Below are 22487 nucleotides of genomic sequence, written 5' to 3'. Positions count from 1 at the left end.
TTAGGCTTTCTCATGCCTTAAGTTACTAATAATCAATAGCATCTCAAAATAAAACACAATTTAATCACTTGATTATTAGATGTTTGTATGAAAAAAAGAAAGAGAGTATCCATTTTTGGACACCCTCATGTAAGATATATTTGTAAATTTATTAAGCCATTAAAATCCATTATTATTAAATAGATTAATGATCAAAAAACTCATATACCTATCTGTTATATTAATCGTGCTTTTATTAACCATTAAGTACACTACAAGTTCCCCGTCGTGGGTTATTAAATTCTATGTTGATAATGGAATAAGTCAAAGCAGAACCTTAATATATATCAAAAAGGACAATATGAAAATTGTCACAAAAGATCTAACTTATCTTTACAATTCCAGCTCAAAAACAATCAGCTTTATAAATCAACAAGAAAGAATCTTTTGGTCTGGGGAAGTAAACCATTTCAGAAAAGCGGTGGCAGAATACAAAATGCAGAATGACAATGATTTTCTAATCAATGATGTTTCACTTTTAAGGAATCTAAATACTATTGATAAAAAACTTTTTGAAGAAATGATAAGTCGTAGAATTGGAAAAAACCCTCTAATTCCAGATTATAGCATATATAATAATTTCAATATAAAGAGCACGCCAAACTTTAGTTCGATAGATGATTATATCGTACGTAAATACGAAGTAATAAATGAAGGAAAAGCAATAGAGGAAATATGGATTGCTGAAAACATCCTTTCACATATGGGCTGGAATATGGATCACTTCAAGGACTTTTTAGAAGCCTTCTTTTTCCATTCTGGAATTGCACCTTATTTTAATTTGAACTCATATATGAAAGTTCGAAAAAATGGTCTGCCTGTGAAAGTTGTCATTTCCCATGATAATAGAAAAACAGTAATAAGAATGGATCATGCATCAAGAACAAAACTTACCATAGAATCTTTCTCTATTCCAGGTAATTTCAAATTAACACCTCTCAATCAAATGTTAAAGTATAATTAAAAAAGAAAGCTTAAAACTTACTTTCTGAAGCCTTCTTATTTTGACTTTGAGTTATTTGAATCCATTTCTCAAGTATAAGTAAATGATCTAGTGCCTGCAAAAACATCAATTGTGCTGATACATCTTGAGTTTCACGAAAAAACAGCATAGCTTTTTTAATCTTATCCTTCGCCTCCAACAATTCTTTAAGTTCCTTTTTTTCCGACGCATTCTGAAAACTTAGAATTACTCGTGCATATCTAAGATATTCAATGGCGCGGTTAAATTTATTTGAAGAATTCGTTTTATAAATTTCGTCAGCCATTTTTAAACATCGCTCCCTCGCACCCAACTTCTTATAAGTTTTAAGACTATCTTCATAATTATAATGTGGTTTTTGCTTTATTAGATATATATTGATCATATCGTTTCCCATATTGAAGATAGATATGGGTACAGGTGTTTCTAAAAATTGCCACATAGGAACTAGTGGCAAATGAGACAAAACAAATTCTTGTGGTTTAACCATGTAAAACTCGTTTGTACTACTCTTTATACCGGTATGTTCAAAACTCGCATAAGCCCAAGTCAAATCAAAAAAACGCCATTCATCATTTAGCTTCACAATATTCCACGAATGTGTTGCTCTATCTTGAAAGGCTCCTTTCTTTGATATATAGCCGCCAATTGTATAAGCTTCAATTCCCGATTGCTGACAAAAAAACTGAAAAAGCCTTGAAAACCCTTCACATACAGCTTTTCTTTTCTTGAGAACAGAAACTGGGGATACAGAATTATTAGACCCCATATAAAACAACAAATTTTTATCAAAAAGGAGTTCAACTTGATTTTCATACTTAATATTTGTGATGATCCACATATAGAAAATTCTTATTCTTTCTTCATCATCAACTCCAATAGAATCGAGATAGTGATGCAGATGAACAATATTATTGGCTAGGCTGTCTGGAACTCTTTTTACCTGACGATCAATAACTCCATACCTTCCATAAGTTGGTTCTTGAGATTTTGTAGAATTTAAAGCTCCAATTAAGAAAATGATAAAAAGAATATACTTCATATAGAAATTAGCCATATTCTAAAGCTAATAAATAATATAAACTAAGTCATATATATCAACCGACTTAGTAACTATTTAACAATTATTAATTAGAATAATTTCAAAATTGGCACATCGGAATTTTAAATGTACTTTTGCACAGATTTTTTGAAACTCAGCTAATTAATAAATAAAATATAACATGGCATTACAGTGTGGAATCGTAGGACTACCTAATGTTGGTAAATCCACTTTATTTAATTGTTTGTCGAATGCAAAAGCACAGTCGGCTAACTTTCCTTTTTGTACTATCGAGCCTAATGTAGGTGTAATAACTATACCTGATGAGCGTTTAATTAGATTAACAGAATTGGTAAAACCACAGAAAGTGCAGCCTTCAGTAATGGAGATTGTTGACATTGCCGGCTTGGTTAAAGGTGCTAGCAAAGGTGAAGGTTTAGGAAATAAGTTCTTAACCAATATCCGCGAAACAAATGCAATTATTCATGTATTACGTTGTTTCGAGGATGGTAATATCGTACATGTTGACGGTTCTGTTGATCCTATTCGCGACAAGGAAACCATTGATATCGAATTACAATTAAAAGATCTTGAAACTGTAGAAGCTAGACTTCAAAAAGCCGCTAAACTTGCAAAAGTTGGTAAAAATCCAGAAGCTAAACGTCTTGCTGAAGTATTAGAACGCTATAAGGAAGTTTTGATACAAGGAAAGTCAGCTCGTGTAGTTGAATTAAGCGAAGCTGAAGAACTTGTTACAAAAGATCTGCATTTATTGACAACCAAACCTGTATTATATGTTTGCAATGTTGATGAAGCTTCAGTAATAGAAGGTAATGCTTATGTTGATGCAGTAAAAGAAGCTGTTAAAGATGAGAATGCGCAAGTTCTAATTGTTGGAGCTGGTATTGAAGCTGATATTGCAGAACTTGAGTCTTACGAAGAAAAACAAATGTTTCTTGAAGATCTTGGTCTTAAAGAACCAGGTGTTAACAAATTGATTAAGGCCGCATTTAGCCTTCTTGAACTTGAAACATATTTTACTGCGGGTGTTAAAGAGGTTAGATCATGGACATATCCTAAAGGTTCTAAAGCTCCGCAAGCTGCAGGTGTCATTCACACTGACTTTGAAAAAGGCTTTATTCGTGCTGAGGTTATCAAGTTCGAAGACTTTTCGAACTTAGGAACTGAAGCGGCTTGCAAAGAAGCAGGAAAAATGAATGTAGAAGGTAAAGAATATGTGGTTCAAGATGGTGACATCATGCACTTCCGTTTTAATGTGTAAATGATCACATTCAAATATATTTAAAGGCTGTCCTACAAGACAGCCTTTTTTTTTTACGACTTCAATTCTTATCTAAAATTCTAGTTAATTTCAGCTTAGCTTGTTAATATTTCTATCTTTGTTCAAGTATCTAAATAATCACAGATTATGCTTCGAACACTTTTACTTATTGGATTAGGCGGTTTTTTAGGCAGTATTTCTAGATTTTTAATTGCATTGGGCGTGAATCGTATTTTTCAATCAGTACTACCAGTTGGAACACTTGCGGTCAACATCTTAGGCTGTCTATTAATTGGTATTATCTATTCCCTTGCTGAGCAAAAGAACATGCTAAGTCCAGAACTTAGAATATTCCTTGGAGTCGGTTTCTGTGGTGGATTCACAACCTATTCCTCCTTTGCTTTCGATAAATTTGGTTTAATCAAAGCTGGAGATTTTCTAATGCTATCTGTTTATGTAGGTGCTAGTGTATTTTTAGGTCTACTTGCTGTTTATCTTGGTAGTCAAATTCACAAACTGTTTTAATTAATTCATCCATTCTCCTTAGTGCATTCAACAAGTATGAATATCAAATATACATTCTTCGGACTTCTTCTTGCCATCAGTAGCATTATAAAAGTAAATGCCCAAACTGATTCTTCTAAACAACCTTCTAATGAACCAAAGCTTATCGTTGGTATCGTCATAGATCATCTACGAAGTGATTATTTCAGTAAATATTCACATTTATTTTCAGATGGTGGTTTCAATAAAATAATGCAAAATGGAGCCTTTAGTTCCAATACGCAGTACAATTACCAATATTCTCAAACTGGAGTTGACCATGCGACTATATTTACAGGAACTCCGCCTGCTTATCATGGAATCATTTCTCACGCTTGGTTCAATAGAATTTCTGAGAGCGCAGAAGCTTCAACCTATGACAAGAATTATCGAAAACTAGGGATCGTAGATACGGTTACCTCAAAATCGCCGCATAAACTTCTTGCTCCTACCCTAGGTGATATCATGAAATTAAATAATCCTAATTCGAGAGTCATTGGAGTTTCTCTTAATAATGAATCTGCTATCTATTCTGCAGGTCATTCAGCAGATGCAGCCTACTGGTTAGATGGTGTTCAAGGTAAATTCATCAGTTCTTCATATTATCAGAATACCCTATTTAATTGGGTAAATAATTTTAATGCGACCGATCTACCTAACAAATATCTTGATAAACCTTGGGTACCTAAAACTCTAGAAGATAATGGTAGTTCAACAGATATTATTAAAGCAAAGTTGAAATTGACCGATCATTTTTATTATGATTTAAAAAAGGAGAAAAAACAGATTGGATACCATGCTTTAAAGAATTATCCAGCAGGTAACCTATTAGTTAAAGATTTTGCTGCAACAACAATTATTAACGAAAACTTAGGCAAGGATGACGATTGTGATTTGATTACCATCAACTTTTCTTGTTTGGGAAACAATCACCGTAAGTTTTCGCCTTATTCAGCAGAAATGCTCGATTGCATAACAAGGCTAGATCAAAACATAGCAGACTTAATTAATTTCTTGGATGAGCAAGTTGGGATGGAGAATGTTCTGCTTTTTGTGACAAGTGACCAAGCAGCTAGTTTCTTACCAGAAGATCTTGAAAAACAACGTATACCACATGGCTATTTTAGTTCTTATAACGCAATTGCCTTATTAAAATCGTACTTTAACGTGACTTATGGTGCTGGACGGTGGATATCAGGATACGATTCGCAACAGATTTTTCTAAATCGCAAGCTCATTGAAGATAAAAAACTAATATTAGAAGATGTTCAGATAAAAGCTGCAAAATTTCTAGTTCAATTTTCTGGAGTATCAAAAGCAATTCCTGCTCACAATTTTATTGAAACCAACTACAGTCATGGGGTTATGAATAAAATTCAGCGCTCATTCAATCATAAAAGATCTGGAGATGTTATCATTGCATTAGAACCAGGATGGGTCAATCAAATAAAAGATGAAAGAGATCTGGTTGCTCAATATAGTCAATCAAGAAGAGTACCTCTGTTTTTTTATGGATGGAAAATTAAAAATAAGAAATTGATCCAGCAACTCGACATTGAAGATATTGTTCCTACTTTATCCACGTTCTTGGAAATCACGCCACCCACTGGTTGTATGGGAAATCCAATAAAAGGCTTAGTCGATTAGTTTCTAGATTGACAACACCAAACCATTAAAAAAGAATCAAAGATTAGGCTTTGAAATTCGTATTTCTTTGAAAAATCATTACGAATAACCTCACCTGAAAAGGTAGATTGTTTCGGGTGAAAGGGATGTATTTTTAATTCATCAATTAAGAGCACATCCTTTTTTCCATATAATTTAATCAAACACTCTTTAGCACACCAATGCTGATAAATATGAAGCTGTTTGTCTTCTTCAAAAACAGATAACATTTCATCTTCACTCATAAATCTCTTGGTGATTCGATACACTCGATCAGAAAGATATTCGATATCTAATGCTAAATCATGATTTTTACCAACGATTACCCCAACATAGTCCTTACTGTGAGAGATACTGATATCAAAATCAGAATTACTAAGTAAGGGTTTTCCATGTTCATTATTCTCTATAAAAATTCCATTACCTAGAAGTTTATGCAATAAAATACGCGTTGTAACAAATTCCTTTTTACGAGTCAAACTTCCAAATCCATCAACCCGAGCCTGCTCAGTCATATTCAAACAAACACATGCAAGCAAATCTTCAAGCTCTTCGGTAATCTTCCAAAGAGCCAGTTGACAAGTTTCATTTATTTGAATATGCTTTACTAAGGGCATGTGATATTTCTAAAAGAATGATTTTATAGAATTTATTTCCACTTTAAACTTTCCATCAAGTGCACGATATCCTTATCAATGTATTGAATGACTGGAGCCAAAGAATCTGGGTTTGGATGATTATTGAAATAAAGTGATCCTCTTAAGAAGTGTTTTAAGCTATCCGTAGCAATAAATTGTACTGAAGATGCCGCATTTCCCTGAATGCGATAAACCAAACCATATACATTCCTTTGCATGTCAACATAGTTGGTTCCATCAATTGCATCAGCTTTTATAGCATGCTTATAGACTAAACTATGAGAATCTTCCAAGTATTTCTCAAGATTTTCATTGACTTCCTTATAACTTAAATGAAGAGTTGCATTATAGTTTAGATACTCAACATTCAGCCAATATTCCTCTGCTAGTCGACTCTTATCTTTTACAACTTGAGCTCCTTTTAAATACTCAAAACTGAAGGGATAATTATGATTCCAAGTTTCATATTTTTTTTCAGGGAAATCAATACGGAAATAACCTCTAGGTTTTGGCATGGCTTTATCTTTACAAGACAAAGGCAAACATGCAAAAACAAGTAAAAGAGAATAGATTATAATACGGGAATGCCTAAGCATATAAAATCACGTTTAAATTAATAGAGCTGCAATTTGCATAATTTTCAGAGAAACTCACACAGGCAAACTCAAACAAATTCATCAGGAAGTGTTTAATTGTTAGAGCCTACTTCTTTTGAGGAAGCCTGAAACGAATTTTCTTGATTCTTCGATTATCAACCGCTTCGACTATAAACTCATAGCCCTTATATTTGAATTTTTCTTTTTTCTGGGGAATTTCGCCCTTTATCTCAAGAATCAAACCCGCAAGAGTATCTGCATCACCTTTAATCTTGTCAAAAATATCAGCATCAACATCGATCAACTTAAAGAAATCATTTAGTAAGGTCTTACCTTCGAAAAGATAAGAACCGTCCTCTTCTCGGGTATAAAAATCTTGTTGATCATCCAATTCATCCGTAATATCACCAACAATCTCTTCTAAAATATCCTCTAAACTAATAAGCCCTGATGTGCCACCATACTCATCAACCACAATAGCCATATGATTCTTCTTAGTTTGGAACTCTTCCAATAAATCACTAATTTTTTTTGTTTCGGGAACAAAATAAGGTGGACGAATTAAGGATTGCCATTTAAAAGTATTGGGTTTATGATGATGTGCTAACAAATCCTTTACATACAATATACCTCTAACATTATCAAAAGCACCATCGTAAACAGGAATACGTGAAAAACCAGATTCTATAATCACCGATTTCAGCTTACTCAAACTCATATGAATATCAACAGCAATAACATTAACACGAGCTTCCATTATTTCACTCACATTAATATTTCCAAATCGCACAATCCCCTCCAATATTTCCATCTCCTCATTAATTTCATCAGCAGTGAGCTCAAGAGCTTGCGAAAGGTCATCCATGGAAATATTCTGCTTTTTTGAAATCCCCTTATTAACTAAAGATGTTGACTTTATCAAAATGGTACCTAATGGGCGAAATACTTTTTCTAAAAATATCAGTGGCAGAGCCATATATCTAGAAAAACGAAGTGCAAACTGAGCTGCATACACTTTAGGTACAATCTCACCAAACAAGAGAAGCAAGAAAGTAACTACAACAACCTGCACAACAAAACCAACTGCTGGTGCTTGACTAAAATCAAACAAGGAAGACGTGATATAAGTCGAAAGAATAACAATAGCAATATTCACAAAGTTATTAGCAATCAGAATCGTAGCCAATAGTTTCTCTGGCATTCTTAAAAGCTTAAGCAACTTTCTATTTTTGCTTGTTTGCGCATCTTCAATCTCTCTCAAATTCTGCGGTGAAAGAGAAAACACAGCCACCTCTGAACCTGAGATCAGTGCGGAAAAAAATAACAAAAGTATCATTGCACATAGTTCTGCAATGATACTTAAGCTTATAGGTTTAAAAACAATATCAAAATTGTTTAATATCAGTAACAAATCGTTGGTTTCCAACATTCAAAATTCTAGTTCAACAATGTTTTTAGAATGGTAAATCATCCGTTTCGTCTTCAGCTGAATTGGTGACAACAGCCTGAGGTTTAGCAGATTCTTCAACTGGAGCTCCCTCCCCTTCAGAACGACGACCTAAAATCTGAAAATTATCAGCAAAAATTTCAGTCGTATAACGTTTCTTACCATCTTGATCTTCCCAAGTGCGGGTTCTTAAACGACCTTCAACATAAAGTTGAGCGCCTTTTTTTACATATTTTTCAGCAATTTCTGCCAATTTACGCCACATTACGATACTGTGCCATTCTGTTTGTGTCACCTTTTCCTCATTACGAGTATAGGATTCACTTGTTGCCAAACGAATATTACAAACAGCTACACCATTATCAAGGTATTTCACTTCTGGGTCTGCACCTACATTCCCAACCAAAATTACTTTATTTACTGACATATCTTCTTATTTTTTAGTTAACAACAATAAAGTTATAAACTTTTTACCTAGATAAAAATATTTTTATTCACATAAAGATTACTTCCCTGCTAAATACATCTCTATCGGCTTTGGCATAGGGTAATTCATAGCAACCTCTTTATCAACGCTTATTAAAGATTTAAATTTTTCAAATTCGTAATTTTCAATTCTAACATGAACAAACTCAATATGTAAATTCTGATGACTTAATTTATGTGTTTTAGTGATTTTTCGCTCGGTCACTTCTACTTTAATATCTTTCAGAAGAGTCTCCCATGCCTCAGAATTAATCAAATCTACTAATTCTATTTTATTATCAGCCTCAATTAAAGGAAATTCAAATAGGTTTCGCCAAATATCACGTTCTCCTCTTTGTTGTAATAAAAAACGTGTATCATTATATATGTATAGATAATAGAAAAAGCGATCAATCACTTTCACCTTTTTTTTCTTCGCTGGTAAAACATCCTGCTGCTTATTTATATAAGCAAAACATTGAGCTTGCAAAGGACAAACTTCACAATCTGGATTTTTTGCTGTGCATTGCAATGCACCAAATTCAATAATTGCCTGATTATAGATATGTGGTGGAGCATCTGCCATTAGTTCATCCGCTAGAGCTTGAAATTCTTTTTTTCCTTTAGGCGAGCTTGTTGATTCCGAAACACCAAACAGACGAGACAAAACTCGATACACATTCCCATCCACAGCTGCATAAGGCAAATGGAATGCAAAAGCCGATATTGCAGAGGCTGTATAAACACCTATTCCTTTTAATTTTATTATTTCATCAAACGAATCAGGAAATACCCCCTTATAATTGTCTTTAATAGACTTTGCTGCCGAATGCAAATTGCGAGCTCGCGAATAATAACCTAGCCCTTGCCAATGGTTCAACACCTCTTGTTCATTAGCTGATGCCAGAGCACTAATTGAAGGAAAACTATTTATGAAACGTAAATAATAGTCTACAACTGTAACGACTTGAGTTTGTTGTAGCATGATTTCTGAGATCCAAATTTTGTACGGATCTGAAGTATTTCGCCATGGTAAATCGCGCTTATTGAACTCATACCAGTTTATAATTTTGCTATTCAACATAGACCTAGAATGTTACACATTTTATTTTTTTTTTATTTTCACACAAAAATAGTGCTTTCGATTTCTTTAATAAAGAGAAATCATATATATTTGCAGTCTGATTTTGAGAAAAAACTGTTGTATATAATTGATAATTAAAGAATTTTTAAGAGATGACTAAAGCAGATATTGTTAACGAGATTTCTAAGAACACGGGGATTGAGAAAATTACAGTACAAAAAACTGTTGAGGCCTTCATGGATACTATCAAAGGTTCACTTGTAAAAGGTAAAAACGTGTATCTAAGAGGTTTCGGAAGTTTTATCGTTAAGAAAAGAGCAGAGAAAACTGCAAGAAACATTTCTAAAAACACAACTATTATTATTCCTGAGCACTTTATCCCGTCATTTAAACCGGCGAAGACTTTCGTAAGTAAAGTAAAAACTAATGTAAAGTAGTCTCAGACTTTAAAAACAAATTTTAATATATTTAAGTTATGCCAAGCGGAAAAAAGAGAAAAAGACATAAGATGGCTACGCACAAGCGTAAAAAGAGATTAAGAAAAAATCGTCATAAGAAGAAATAATTCTTATCACGCTTATTAGTAAGAGTATAATGTATAAACCTAAAGAACTTTTTAGTACTTTAGGTTTATCTATTTGTAAGAATTAATTATTTTTTGAATTTAATATAGGAGCTTTCAAGTGAGTAATGAACTTGTAATTGATGTACAACCGAACGAAATTGTAATTGCTTTGCTTGATAACAAGCAATTGGTTGAAATTTCCAAGGAAAAAAGCAATATTCAATTTGCAGTTGGCGATATTTATCTAGGTAAAGTGAAAAAAATCATGCCTGGTTTAAATGCCGCTTTTGTTGATGTTGGATATGAAAAGGATGCATTCCTTCATTATTTAGACTTAGGACAACAATTCCTTACTTTAAACAAATTCTTACAACAAGCCATAGCCCGAAAAGGTAAAGGCATTTCAATTTCTAAAATGAAATTGGAGCCAGATATCGATAAAAATGGAAAAATTACCGATGTATTAAAATCTGGGCAATATATTCTTGTTCAGGTTGCAAAAGAACCTATTTCCACAAAAGGCCCTCGTTTATGTTCGGAAATTTCACTTGCTGGACGTAATATTGTGTTGATGCCATTTGCCAATAAGGTGTCAATTTCCCAAAAATTAAAATCGACAGAAGAAAAAACTCGTCTCAAGCAATTATTACAAAGTATTACACCTAAGAATTATGGGGTTATAGTACGTACTGTTGCCGAAGGGAAACGTGTTGCCGAGCTAGACAAAGAACTTCGAGGCTTAATTGAACGTTGGGAAGAGTCTTTCTACAATATTCGTGAAATCAACCCGCCAAATCTTGTTTTGGGTGAGATGAATCGTACTACAGCTATTCTTCGTGATATCCTAAATTCATCATTCGAGAATATCTATGTGAACGATGCAGCAGCAGCTGCTGATATCAGACAATATATTGCAAGTATTGCACCTGAGAAAGAGAAAATTGTAAATCATGTTAAAGGTGACCTTCCAATATTTGACCAGTTAGGCATCGATAAACAAATCAAATCTTCTTTCGGGAAAACAGTTTCATTTAAAAGTGGAGCCTATCTTATCATAGAACACACCGAAGCATTCCATGTTATTGATGTGAACTCAGGTAACCGTTCAAAAGCTGGGAACGATCAAGAAACCAATGCCCTGGAAGTAAACATGGCAGCAGCTGAAGAGGTTGCTCGTCAATTGAGACTTCGTGATATGGGAGGTATTATCGTTGTCGATTTTATCGATATGCACTCTGCAGAAAACCGTCATTTGCTTTTCGAGAAGATGAAAGAAATGATGAATCAAGATCGTACCAAGCATAACATACTTCCATTGAGCAAGTTTGGCTTGATGCAAATCACTCGTCAGCGTGTTCGTCCTGAAATGAATGTCGCAGTTCAAGAAAAATGTCCAACTTGCCAAGGTTCGGGAGAAATTTCACCAGCTGTTTTACTGACAGATCAAATCGAAGATCAATTAGCAAGCCTGGTTGAAAAAACAAAGGAAAAGAAATTAACACTTAAAGTTCACCCTTTTGTGGCAGCGTACATTAATCAAGGTTTTATTAAAACATTGCGACGCAAATGGCAATCAACATATAAAATCAAATTGAATGTAAAAGCTATTCCTTCATACGATTTAATGATGTATCGTTTTAGCGATAAGGATAATCGTAGAATTAAGTAGAACTCCCAGTTCATTAAAGGCTATTAAGTCAAAAGCATTGTTAAATGCATCTCGGCACATACATTAGTTGCCAATTTCAGATCATTTAACCAACATAAAATACAACATTAAGGTCAGTGATTTATTTCACTGGCCTTTTTTTGTTCCTGTAGACAGATCATCAAAATCAATCGGGTCATCAATCTTTTCATACATAAAAAATAAAGTATAATGATTTGAATAAAATCAAAAGCTTAACTTTGTCCTGTTAACTCATATAAATCGTGTTGTTTTATTACAACATCGAACTTTCCCAAGCCATTGGGATTAAAACATAAGTTATGGACGTAGAAATATTAGCTCGAATACAGTTCGCATTTACTATCGCCTTTCATTACATCTATCCTCCACTAAGCATCGGTTTGGGTATGATGATGGTCATTTTTGAAAGCATATATGTGAGCACAGGAAAAAAAGTGTATGAAACACTGGCCCGCTTTTGGACCAAAATATTTGCATTAACTTTTGGTATTGGCGTCGCAACTGGTATCGTTATGGAATTTGAATTTGGGACCAACTGGGCCATTTATTCGAAATATGTTGGCGACATCTTTGGATCAGCTCTGGCTGCAGAAGGTATTTTCGCTTTTGCGCTTGAGAGTGGTTTTCTGGGGATTTTACTTTTCGGTTGGAATCGAGTGAGTTCAAAAGTACACTTAATTTCGACCATCGGAGTCTTCTTTGGCTCAATGTTTTCTGCTGTTTGGATTGTAGTAGCTAACTCGTGGCAACAAACTCCAGCAGGTTACAGCATCGTTGGCGAGGGCATGAATGCAAGGGCTGAAATCACCGATTTCTGGGCCATGGTATTCAATCCATCGAGTGTAGATCGGATAACCCACGTTTGGTTAGGAGCTTTGCTTGCCGGAACCTTCTTAGTCTTAAGTGTACACGCCTATTATCTTATTAAAGGCAGACATATTGAGATATCGAAAAAAGCCTTTAAAATTGCTTTAATCGCAGCTACAGTTCTTTCATTAGGTCAACTTGGTACTGGACATCATTCTGCTGAAGGTGTCGCTAAAAATCAGCCAGCTAAACTCGCAGCAATGGAAGGTCACTACGAAAAAAGTGCCCCTGCTGATATGTATATCATGGGCTGGGTGGATCAGGATAAACAGGAAGTTACCGGTATAAAAATACCAGGTGGCTTATCTTTTCTTCTGGATTACGATTTTGAAGCTCCCGTAACTGGGCTAAATGCTTTCGCCAAAGAAGATCAACCTGGACAGGTTAATGCAGTCTTCCAATTCTACCATATCATGGTTGCCATAGGTATGGCACTTATTGGTCTAACACTTTTAGCTTGTTTCTACTGGTGGCGAGGTCGACTGTTTGAACAAAAGTGGTTACTTGTTTCATTCATTTTTGCAGTGTTTCTACCTCAAATTGCCAATCAAACAGGTTGGTTTGCTGCCGAAATGGGTAGACAACCTTGGGTTGTTTACGGTTTACTTAGAACCTCCGATGCTTTTTCACAAGCCGTTTCGGCCAATCAAATTTGGTTCTCTCTTATCATGTTCTTTTTCATCTATGCACTCTTGTTTGTTTTGTTTATCTATATCCTAAACAAAAAAATACAACATGGTCCGTATGATAAAGGTGATACTGAAAATAGACCTCACACAAAAGATATTGAGCAAGCTATTATTCAAGGATAGAGTAAAGTCAAGCTTAAAGTAAAAGTGTTGCACTGAGCTTAATCGAAATGTGAAAAAACACTTAAAAAACGATAACTGACTACAAAATATAAATCAAAATTCACATCCTGGTTCAAGTCAATTGAACAGGACAATAATATAAACATATGGAAACTCTATTAGGATTAGATTATCAGACCTGGTGGTTTTTAGTTGTTGGTGGCGTGTTTTCGGGCTATGCCATACTCGATGGTTTCGATTTTGGAGCAGGAGCCTGGCATCTCTTTTTCAGAAAAGAACAAAGCCGCCGTATTGCCATGAATGCTGTTGGTCCCGTTTGGGATGGTAACGAGGTGTGGTTGGTTATTGGCGGTGGTGCTCTCTTTGCAGGATTCCCCGTTGCATATGCCAGTTTACTATCTGCCATGTATACTCCATTTATGCTCTTTCTCTTTTTCATCATCTTTCGTGCTGTGTCCATCGAATTTCGTGGCAAAGAAGAAATGAGATGGTGGCGACAGACTTGGGATATCATTTATAGCTTTTCGAGTATCATGTTAGGATTTCTTTTGGGTGTGGTATTGGGCAATGTCTTGATTGGCATTCCTATTGATGCTAATCACAATTATAATGGTGATGCTCTACTTAGCTTTCTAAACCCTTACTCTATTTTAATGGGACTAACGAGTCTAAGTTTGTTTATGTCACACGGAGCCATTTATCTTCTACTAAAAACGGAGGGCAAGCTATACGAACGACTGGTCGTTTTACAAAAGTATGCTATGGGAGCCTTCATCATAGCTTTCGGGCTTACATCATTGTATACCCTGGCATATCAACCCCACTTGAGTGATAAATTAATGGAGATGCCTGCCAGTTTAATTTTGCCGGTGCTGGTTGTTTTAAGCATTGCCAATATTCCACGACTGACACACAAGAAGAAGTTCATGCAGGCTTTTTTGTTCTCATCACTTTGCATCAGTTTCATGCTGTTGCTTTGTGCACTGGAAGCCTATCCAAACCTTCTGATTTCATCAATAAGTCCCGAGAATAACATCGATATATACAATGGAGCCTCATCACTGAAATCATTAAAAATCATGATGCTTATTGTAGCCATTGGTACACCACTGGTTTTGGGTTACACTTACTTTGTGTACAAAACCTTTAGTGGCAAGGTGAAGATTGATGAGACAAGTTATTAGAAGGTCAAAAGGTCTGAAAAGCGAAAGGTTAAAGATGAAAAAAGTAAAATAGTGAAAGTGTAAATGTGGTTTTGAGTTAATTTAGCTTTATACTTTGTTTAAGCTTTATACCGCAATATAAAAAGAGCTGCAATCTATTATGATTGCAGCTCTTTTAGTATATGTTGGACTATTAATTGATGCTTGTCACTTCAGTTTTCTGAACCGATGAGATAATGAAAAAGCCCAGAGCATCATCATCTAGAGTGTTTCCTCCTATACGCTTAATATTGCTTCTTAATGGAGCTGGCGGAGGAGAAAATTGTGTTCCTTCATTATCGCGCTGTTCTTCTGCCAAACGCAGAAAATCATATACACCTCTTGCAACAACATGTTGCTTAATAAAATACTGTTCGCCCTTTTGTGCAGCCTGATCAAACTGGGTTTCTGACTCCTCTACAGAGGTATAAACATTACTACCAAAAAGTAAATCAGAATAGGGAAAAGTATAACTCACCTTTATTGGATTTTCAGGATCACTCCAGTCTGTATATGATTCAAGTTTGAATAGCTGCCAACAGAAATAAAAATTCCCTTCGTCTGAATATTTAGGCTCAAAATTGATGTAATAGCCTTCATCTTCATCACTGAAATCATCAGCTTCCTTGTATTCAACAAAAATTTTTGGAGCGTATGGGTAGTCAATAACCATTTGAGCAGTTGACTCATATTCTATTCCATCTGTTGTTTTAATATACAGGGTATAAGAGGTATTCTGTTCCAAATTTTTTCGTATTTCATAACGCCCCTTTTGCTCATCAGCTACTTCTTTTCCCACATTTGGGTCGTAAACCATTGGCAAAGTATAAGTCAAAGGATAAGCCTGGCCTTTATCATCCTTTAAAATCACCTGAGCATCTTTTACTACAGGATAATTCTGTGTCTCGAAATAAGAAATAGATTGGGTTAAACGTACCGTATGAAGTCGTTCAGCCCCCCCCTCTCCAGGTTCACTGGTTAACCAGCCATCTACCACTAGTTTTGAACCAACCGAAGGGAGATCCAACTCAATTTGTTTTTCACATCCCATTAAGATGATAAAAGCAAGCAAGAATATATATTTGAGTTTAGTATGCATTTTTTCAATCTTCATTAGTTATGACTAAAAGCTAAAGTTATACGTGATGGTTGGAACAGGTTTGCCAATAATGGCAAATTGCCAGGCTTCGGTGCTGTTTCCTTTTTGGCTACCAGCCCAATTGTTTTCACTCTCTTTAAAATAAACCGAATAGGCATTCTGTCTGCTATAAAGATTCGTGATTCCAAAGTTCCAACTGCCCTGCCATTTCTGATTTGCCTTTTTCTGTTTACACATATAGGTAAATGATAAATCAAGGCGATGGTAAGCCGAGATACGTGCACCGTTACGATTAATGTAATGAGCATAAGTATTATCCTGGAATTCATATTTTCCATAAGGATAGGTGGCTGGTCTACCACTCATCAAAATGAAGTTAGTGGCAACAGACCATCTTTTATTCAAATCATAATTAGCGACAATCTTAAGATCATGTGTTTTGTCGTAATCAGCAGGAAAATAGTCTCCGTTATTGATTAAAGTCGTCGGATAAATCTCGCCAGTCTCATTATTCATTAGCCCCTCTACCTTCTTCTCAGTTCTCGACAGCGTATAAGCGATCCATCCCGTCAATCGTCCTTCTTTTTTTCTAACACTAAATTCCAGGCCATAAGCTCTGCCCTGTGCATCGAGCAATTCGGTTTCAATCGTATTATTCAACATCAGATGGGCCCCATACTTGTACTCAACCAAATCGTAAAATTTCTTGTAATAAGCTTCTACAGATGTTTCGAACATATTATTTCCAAGATTGTGAAAATACCCCAAAGCTACCTGATCAACCTTGGCTGGCTTAATGTGCTTGCCTGTTGGTACCCAAATATCGAGAGGAGTGGGTGCTGTCGTATTTGAAATACGGTGCAAATACTGGCAAGTTCTGTTGTAACTTGCTTTAAGCGAATTAACATCGCTAAAGGCATACTTTATCGCCAAACGAGGTTCAAAATTGAAATAGTTCTTTACAATCTCATTTTTACCATACTTCTTCGAACCCCTTATACTTGCTTTATCCTTTGGTATTCCGCTTTGGTAAGAGTTTACGGTTTGACTTCCCAGGCTCGAAAAATTGGAAAGTCTTAAGCCGTATTGTACAGTCAGGCTACTGCCTAGGTTTTGTTCCAATCCTGCATAGGCTGCCGACTCGAGACCATAGCCCTTTTCCAATTTATTAGACTCAATTATGGAACCCTTTACAGGATTTAATTCACCTGGATTAAAGATGTAGTAAGTACTTCCAAAACCAAACTTAAACTTCAGATCGGGATTAGGGAAATATGAAAAATCAGCCTTAAGATTCATATTTTTGATACTGGAAACCCACTCAAAACCTAAACTTCCCTCGGGTACACTTATAGAATAATCGAAATTACTATAGATTGCTGTAAAATTTGAAAAAAGCTTTTTATTGAACAAATGATTCCAACGAATGGTTCCTGTTGTATTTCCCCAATGAGAATCGAATTCTTTGCCAAATTTGAACACATCGTTACCGAAATAACCCGAGATAAAAAGGCGGTTGTTATCGTTGAATTTGTGATTGATCTTCGCATTCAGGTCATAGAAATAAACCGTATTATCCTTCATATCCGGATTCATACGGAGCAATACATCGGCATATGAACGCCTTCCTGCTACCATAAAAGAAGTTTTATCTTTCTTTATGGGGCCCTCAAGAGTTAATCGACTACTAACGATACCAATTCCTCCGCTTCCCGAAAAGCGTTTGCTGTTTCCCTCTTTCTGACGCACATCCAATACCGAGGATAAACGCCCCCCATACTGTGCAGGAATACCTCCCTTGTATAATTGAAAATCCTTAACCGCATCGCCATTAAAAACAGAGAAGAAACCAAACAAGTGAGCCGAATTGAAAACCGGAGCCTCGTCCAAAAGAATCAGATTCTGATCGGTTCCCCCACCACGCACGTTAAAACCAGTACTACCCTCACCAACTGAAGTTACTCCAGGCAACATCTGCAAAGTCTTTATAATATCAACCTCTCCCAGAAAATGAGGAAGTTTCTTTACGATACTCACGGGTAAACGCTCAACACTCATCTGTACTGAAGAGACATTCTGATCTTTTTTAGCAGCCGTAACAGTCACATCATTCAATTTAATACCATCGGCATGCAACTCAATATTTAGGGTAAGATTTTGACTTAAGTCTATTTCCTTAGGAACAGGCATATAACCGATAAAGCTAAACAGAACCTTATATTTTCCAGGAGCCAGAGACAATGAGAAAAACCCATATTCGTTAGTAGCTGTCCCTACCATCAGATCCTGAATACTCACTGTAGCACCAATAAGAGCTTCTCCATTAGATCCGTCTTTAACATAACCACTCAAAGTCTGTTTTTCCTGCGCCCATAAATCATGACTTATAAATCCTGAAATCAGGAAAAAAAGTAAACCTAAACAAATCGTTTTATTCATAAATTGATTATCAAATAAATTTTAATTACATATTCCACCAATTATAACAACAGCTTAATATACATACACCCTACTTTTCTTTTGAAAAAAAATAAGTTTTTTTTGAATAAAAAAAGCCATCCTAATGGATGGCCTTTTGTCATATAGTAGAATAAGAAGTTGACTTAGTTTTCACCACCTTCGAATTTTCCCGCTGCAAGAAATTCAATAGCAGCTTCGATGTCTTTATACATGACTCTATCCTTATCGTTGAAAGAAACGGCAGTTCTGAATTCTTCAAGGAATGCCTCTAAGAATGGAGATGATTTTCCTGTACGACGTAAATCAACTGCTTGAGCTGCATTCATCAACTCAATAGCGAAAATACGCTCCACGTTATCAGCAACCAATAATGACTTAGTCGCTGCATTTCCACCCATACTCACGTGATCTTCCTGCTCGTTTGACGAAGGAATAGAATCAACTGAACATGGTGTACACAATTGCTTGTTCTGACTTACGATAGAAGCAGCTGCGTACTGAGGAATCATAAATCCTGAATTCAATCCTGAATCAGAAATCAAGAACTCAGGAAGATCTCTATCACCAGAAATTAAACGGTAAGTTCTACGCTCCGAAATACTACCCAGCTCAGCTAAAGCAATACAAAGGAAGTCAAGAACAAGAGCCAATGGCTGTCCGTGGAAATTACCACCCGACAAGATCATATCTTCGTCGATGAAAATAGTTGGGTTATCAGTAACTGAATTGATTTCAGTTTCAACCACGCTGGCTACGTAGTTAATGGCATCTTTAGAAGCACCATGAACCTGAGGCATACAACGGAATGAGTAAGGATCCTGAACGTTTTTCTTCTCATTAGCAATAAACTCACTACCCTCTAAAAGACTGCGAATATTACGAGCTGTTTCAATTTGTCCGTTATGAGGACGAGCATCGTGAATTGGAGCCAAGAAAGGATCGATTCTTCCATCGTAACCTTCCAATGAAATAGCACCAATAATATCAGAATACTTCACCAATTTGAAAGACTTAAGCAAAGCATAAACTGCATGAGCACTCATAAACTGAGTTCCATTCAATAAAGCCAAACCTTCTTTAGCGCCCAATTTGATAGGCTCCCAACCAAACATTTTTAAAACCTCGTCTGCAGGGCGAATCTCATCTTCGTAAATCACTTCACCTTCACCAAATAAGGGTAAGAATAGATTAGCTAAAGGAGCCAAATCACCCGAAGCACCCAATGATCCTAAGTGGCGAACAACAGGCAATACATCGCTGTTATACATATCGATGATACGCTGAACCGTTTCGATTTGAACACCCGATTTACCCAATGATAAAGCGTGAGCCTTAAGTAAAAGCATCAAACGAATCACATCTTCAGGAATTACGTTACCCAAGCTACAAGCGTGAGACATAACCAGGTTGCTCTGAAGTTGACTTAAATCTTCTTCAGGAATAGAAATCTTACAAAGAGATCCAAAACCAGTAGTAATACCATAAATAGGCTTATCTGCTTTCGCAATAGTAGCATCAAGATAGGCTTTGCAATCAAGAATCAATTTCTTTGATTCTTCAGATAATTCAAGCTTGTATCCTTTTTCAAGAATTTCTTCAATTTTAGAGAATGTTAATCTCTCTGGGCTAATAAAATGTATGTTAGACATGTTGTGTGTTTATTTAGTATTTTTTGTATTAAATATATTTCAAAAATGAGGGTGCCTAAAGCACACCTATTCATCAAAGCGTTCAACAATGATTAAATTGTCATTATTGAGCTCCAATAAATCGCGCAAGAACTCAAGGGCAACGAATGTCGCCACCGATACTCTCAGCTGCTCTATCTTGTAATAATTTAAATATCATTTAATCCTAAATATTTTAATCACACCTAAAAGGCATGCTTTTTTAGTCTATTAATCTTTGGACGCGCAAGCTAAGCTAATTTTTCGATTAGAGCTTCAGGTGAAAGCTTTATTTGCTCACCAGAATCCATATCTTTAAGACTCACTAAGCCTTCTTCCATCTCCGTTTCACCAACCATTATCACAAAAGGAATATGTTTGTCGTTGGCATAAGTCATTTGTTTCTTCATTTTAGCAGAATCAGGGAAGATCTCAGCTTTAACGCCATTCATTCTTAAGCGTGCTAAAATTGGCAAGCAATATTTTTCTTCTTTCTCTCCAAAGTTCACGAACATCACCTTAGTGGTATTCACTGTCTCGGCAGGGAAACGATTCATTTGTTCCAAAACATCGTAGATTCTATCCGCACCAAATGAAATACCAACACCCGAAACATCTTTCAAACCGAAAATGCCAGTCAGGTCATCGTAACGGCCACCACCTGTAATACTTCCGAATTCCATATCTTTCGATTTCACTTCGAAAATAGCACCCGTATAATAGTTCAAGCCACGAGCAAGAGTCAAATCCAATTCAACTTCAGTGCTTACATCTAAATCTGCAAAGTAAGAGAAAACTGTTTCCAATTCCTCAACACCTTTCATTCCAACTTCCGAAGCGGAAAGAACATCTTTTAGCTGAGCCAATTTCTCGATATTGGTTCCCGACAATAGAATAATAGGTTGAAGCGTATCAATGGCTGCCTGAGGAATACCTTTCTCAAACATTTCCTTATTTACATTGTCCAAACCAATCTTATCCAACTTATCGATAGCAACCGTAATGTCGATAATTCTATCTGCCTCGCCAATAATCTCAGCGATACCAGCCAAAACTTTGCGGTTATTTAATTTCACAAGCACATTTAACTTCAATCGCTTGTAAACCTCGTCAACAATCTGAATCAATTCAACCTCGTTCAACAGAGAATTGCTACCTACCACATCAACATCGCATTGATAAAATTCGCGGTAACGCCCCTTTTGTGGACGATCGGCTCTCCAAACAGGCTGTATTTGGTAACGCTTAAATGGGAAAGTTATTTCGTTGCGATGCTGTACAACGTAACGTGCAAAGGGCACAGTTAAGTCGTAACGCAAGCCTTTTTCGCTAATCTTTGTGGTTAATTTGTTCGAATTGCGAGCCATTAGTTCCTCTTCTCTCACTTTAGAGATAAAATCTCCCGAGTTAAGAACCTTAAACAGTAACTTGTCGCCTTCTTCGCCGTATTTTCCCATTAGGGTAGACAAATTTTCCATCGATGGTGTTTCGATGGGCATAAAACCATAGAGTTGAAACACCTCTTTAATGGTATCGAATATGTAGTTTCGTTTCACCATTTCAACAGGTGAGAAATCTCTCGTTCCCTTAGGAATTGACGGTTTTTGAGCCATTTCTTTTTTTTTAATTGGTTAATTAGTTCATTTATTTGAGTTGATATCTCAGCTTTCTTCACCTTTCCAACTTCACAATAGCCTAAAAGCCTTATATGTTGATGAGTTCACTCATTTGATCATCTCTTCAAATTGTGATACAAAAATATCAAATATTTTTAGAGTTCCCAGCCTTTGTTTAAAAGCTCTGTCACGAGAGTTTGAAGCAAAAAAAAGTATCAGAAAACTGATACTAATATTATAAAGTTTAGACACTGATTAAAAATGATATTTTATGATTTTAAAAGTGCGTTTTCCAATCCTATACATCAATCATATCTTAATCATTTAAATCTGCGTCTAAATTATTGTTTCTTTTATATTACTTAATCCTTTAAAAGACTTCATCCAGAATTAAGAGCGATTCACTCGCCTAAATATATTGGCAAAAAAGTCAAGCAACATGCCTAATATCAATGGGTAAAACCATCCTTTCGATTCAAGTCCCATCAGGAGTATAACCGAGCAGATAAACAAAACATTAACCGTTGTTTTGGTGTACTCGAACAAACCCCAGTTACTTATTCCTTGCTTTATAAGCAGATAAAGTTGAACAATGGCGTAAGTCAGTAATCCCACCGATATAATGATATTCCCATACGAAAGATGATTGTACAAACGGTAACCACCAATAAAGATTAAAGCCAATCCGATAAAATAGATCAGCTTAAAAGTTGAAAAAGAAGCCAT

At 35.7% G+C, this 22487-nt stretch carries 19 protein-coding genes; 8 read left to right on the top strand and 11 right to left on the bottom strand.

The genetic code is table 11. The annotated features are described in order from the left end of the window. The first annotated feature begins 340 nt into the window (after window positions 1-340). Window positions 341-1003 (top strand): hypothetical protein, encoded by a 663-nt coding sequence (locus DWB61_RS07505; protein WP_125030283.1) that lies wholly within the window; start codon window positions 341-343, stop codon window positions 1001-1003. Between the two features lie 10 nt (window positions 1004-1013). On the opposite strand, the gene DWB61_RS07500 is transcribed toward DWB61_RS07505, so the two are convergent. Further along, window positions 1014-2078, bottom strand: coding sequence for a transglutaminase domain-containing protein (locus DWB61_RS07500; protein WP_125030282.1), 1065 nt, complete (start codon window positions 2076-2078; stop codon window positions 1014-1016). A gap of 166 nt (window positions 2079-2244) precedes the next feature. Between DWB61_RS07500 and ychF the strand changes: the two genes are divergently transcribed. From ychF to DWB61_RS07485, 3 genes are all read left to right on the top strand, one after another. Continuing rightward, window positions 2245-3345: a redox-regulated ATPase YchF gene (ychF, locus tag DWB61_RS07495; RefSeq protein ID WP_125030281.1), complete on the top strand. Its 1101-nt coding sequence runs from the start codon at window positions 2245-2247 to the stop codon at window positions 3343-3345. A gap of 147 nt (window positions 3346-3492) precedes the next feature. After that, the gene (gene crcB / locus DWB61_RS07490; protein ID WP_125030280.1) at window positions 3493-3870 is read left to right on the top strand and encodes a fluoride efflux transporter CrcB; all 378 of its coding nucleotides are present in this window, start codon (window positions 3493-3495) and stop codon (window positions 3868-3870) included. A 36-nt stretch (window positions 3871-3906) separates the two neighbouring features. After that, the gene (locus tag DWB61_RS07485; RefSeq protein WP_125030279.1) at window positions 3907-5535 is read left to right on the top strand and encodes an alkaline phosphatase family protein; all 1629 of its coding nucleotides are present in this window, start codon (window positions 3907-3909) and stop codon (window positions 5533-5535) included. Here the strand turns inward: DWB61_RS07485 and DWB61_RS07480 are convergent. The 5 genes from DWB61_RS07480 to mutY all read right to left on the bottom strand — a co-directional run bounded on the left by DWB61_RS07480 (window position 5532) and on the right by mutY (window position 9783). After that, a complete protein-coding gene (locus DWB61_RS07480; RefSeq protein WP_125030278.1) occupies window positions 5532-6170 on the bottom strand; it encodes a 4'-phosphopantetheinyl transferase family protein in 639 nt (212 codons plus the stop codon). The genes DWB61_RS07485 and DWB61_RS07480 overlap by 4 nt on opposite strands. A gap of 32 nt (window positions 6171-6202) precedes the next feature. Next, a complete protein-coding gene (gldD, locus tag DWB61_RS07475) occupies window positions 6203-6787 on the bottom strand; it encodes a gliding motility lipoprotein GldD (protein ID WP_125030277.1) in 585 nt (194 codons plus the stop codon). Between the two features lie 106 nt (window positions 6788-6893). Further along, complete coding sequence (gldE, locus tag DWB61_RS07470) at window positions 6894-8123, bottom strand: gliding motility-associated protein GldE (RefSeq protein ID WP_225423360.1); 1230 nt, start codon at window positions 8121-8123, stop codon at window positions 6894-6896. A gap of 118 nt (window positions 8124-8241) precedes the next feature. Next, the gene (locus tag DWB61_RS07465) at window positions 8242-8661 is read right to left on the bottom strand and encodes a single-stranded DNA-binding protein (protein WP_125030275.1); all 420 of its coding nucleotides are present in this window, start codon (window positions 8659-8661) and stop codon (window positions 8242-8244) included. Window positions 8662-8739: 78 nt separating this feature from the next. Next, the gene (gene mutY, locus DWB61_RS07460; RefSeq protein ID WP_125030274.1) at window positions 8740-9783 is read right to left on the bottom strand and encodes an A/G-specific adenine glycosylase; all 1044 of its coding nucleotides are present in this window, start codon (window positions 9781-9783) and stop codon (window positions 8740-8742) included. Between the two features lie 152 nt (window positions 9784-9935). On the opposite strand from mutY, the gene DWB61_RS07455 reads away from it, so the two are divergent. From DWB61_RS07455 to cydB, 4 genes are all read left to right on the top strand, one after another. Then, a complete protein-coding gene (locus tag DWB61_RS07455) occupies window positions 9936-10220 on the top strand; it encodes an HU family DNA-binding protein (protein WP_125030273.1) in 285 nt (94 codons plus the stop codon). Window positions 10221-10466: 246 nt separating this feature from the next. Further along, the gene (locus DWB61_RS07450; protein ID WP_125030272.1) at window positions 10467-12017 is read left to right on the top strand and encodes an Rne/Rng family ribonuclease; all 1551 of its coding nucleotides are present in this window, start codon (window positions 10467-10469) and stop codon (window positions 12015-12017) included. Window positions 12018-12337: 320 nt separating this feature from the next. Next, window positions 12338-13717, top strand: coding sequence for a cytochrome ubiquinol oxidase subunit I (locus tag DWB61_RS07445; protein WP_125030271.1), 1380 nt, complete (start codon window positions 12338-12340; stop codon window positions 13715-13717). Between the two features lie 146 nt (window positions 13718-13863). Continuing rightward, entirely contained in the window at window positions 13864-14901 is a 1038-nt protein-coding gene (gene cydB / locus DWB61_RS07440; RefSeq protein WP_125030270.1) for a cytochrome d ubiquinol oxidase subunit II, read from the top strand. Window positions 14902-15073: 172 nt separating this feature from the next. On the opposite strand, the gene DWB61_RS07435 is transcribed toward cydB, so the two are convergent. The 5 genes from DWB61_RS07435 to DWB61_RS07415 all read right to left on the bottom strand — a co-directional run bounded on the left by DWB61_RS07435 (window position 15074) and on the right by DWB61_RS07415 (window position 22487). Next, window positions 15074-16033, bottom strand: a complete 960-nt coding sequence (locus DWB61_RS07435; protein WP_125030269.1) for a DUF4249 domain-containing protein — start codon at window positions 16031-16033, stop codon at window positions 15074-15076. A 9-nt stretch (window positions 16034-16042) separates the two neighbouring features. Next, on the bottom strand, window positions 16043-18457 hold the full coding sequence (locus DWB61_RS07430) for a TonB-dependent receptor (protein WP_125030268.1): 2415 nt from the start codon (window positions 18455-18457) through the stop codon (window positions 16043-16045). 164 nt (window positions 18458-18621) lie between these two features. Then, complete coding sequence (hutH, locus tag DWB61_RS07425; RefSeq protein WP_125030267.1) at window positions 18622-20127, bottom strand: histidine ammonia-lyase; 1506 nt, start codon at window positions 20125-20127, stop codon at window positions 18622-18624. 269 nt (window positions 20128-20396) lie between these two features. Next, window positions 20397-21758 (bottom strand): histidine--tRNA ligase, encoded by a 1362-nt coding sequence (gene hisS / locus DWB61_RS07420; RefSeq protein ID WP_125030266.1) that lies wholly within the window; start codon window positions 21756-21758, stop codon window positions 20397-20399. Window positions 21759-22151: 393 nt separating this feature from the next. After that, window positions 22152-22487 (bottom strand): hypothetical protein, encoded by a 336-nt coding sequence (locus tag DWB61_RS07415; protein WP_125030265.1) that lies wholly within the window; start codon window positions 22485-22487, stop codon window positions 22152-22154.

This window comes from Ancylomarina euxina (assembly GCF_003863355.1).
GTDB classification, from domain to species: Bacteria; Bacteroidota; Bacteroidia; order Bacteroidales; family Marinifilaceae; genus Ancylomarina; species Ancylomarina euxinus.
The sequence above is the reverse complement of the archived record's forward strand: the minus strand, read 5'-3'. Positions and strand labels throughout refer to the sequence as shown.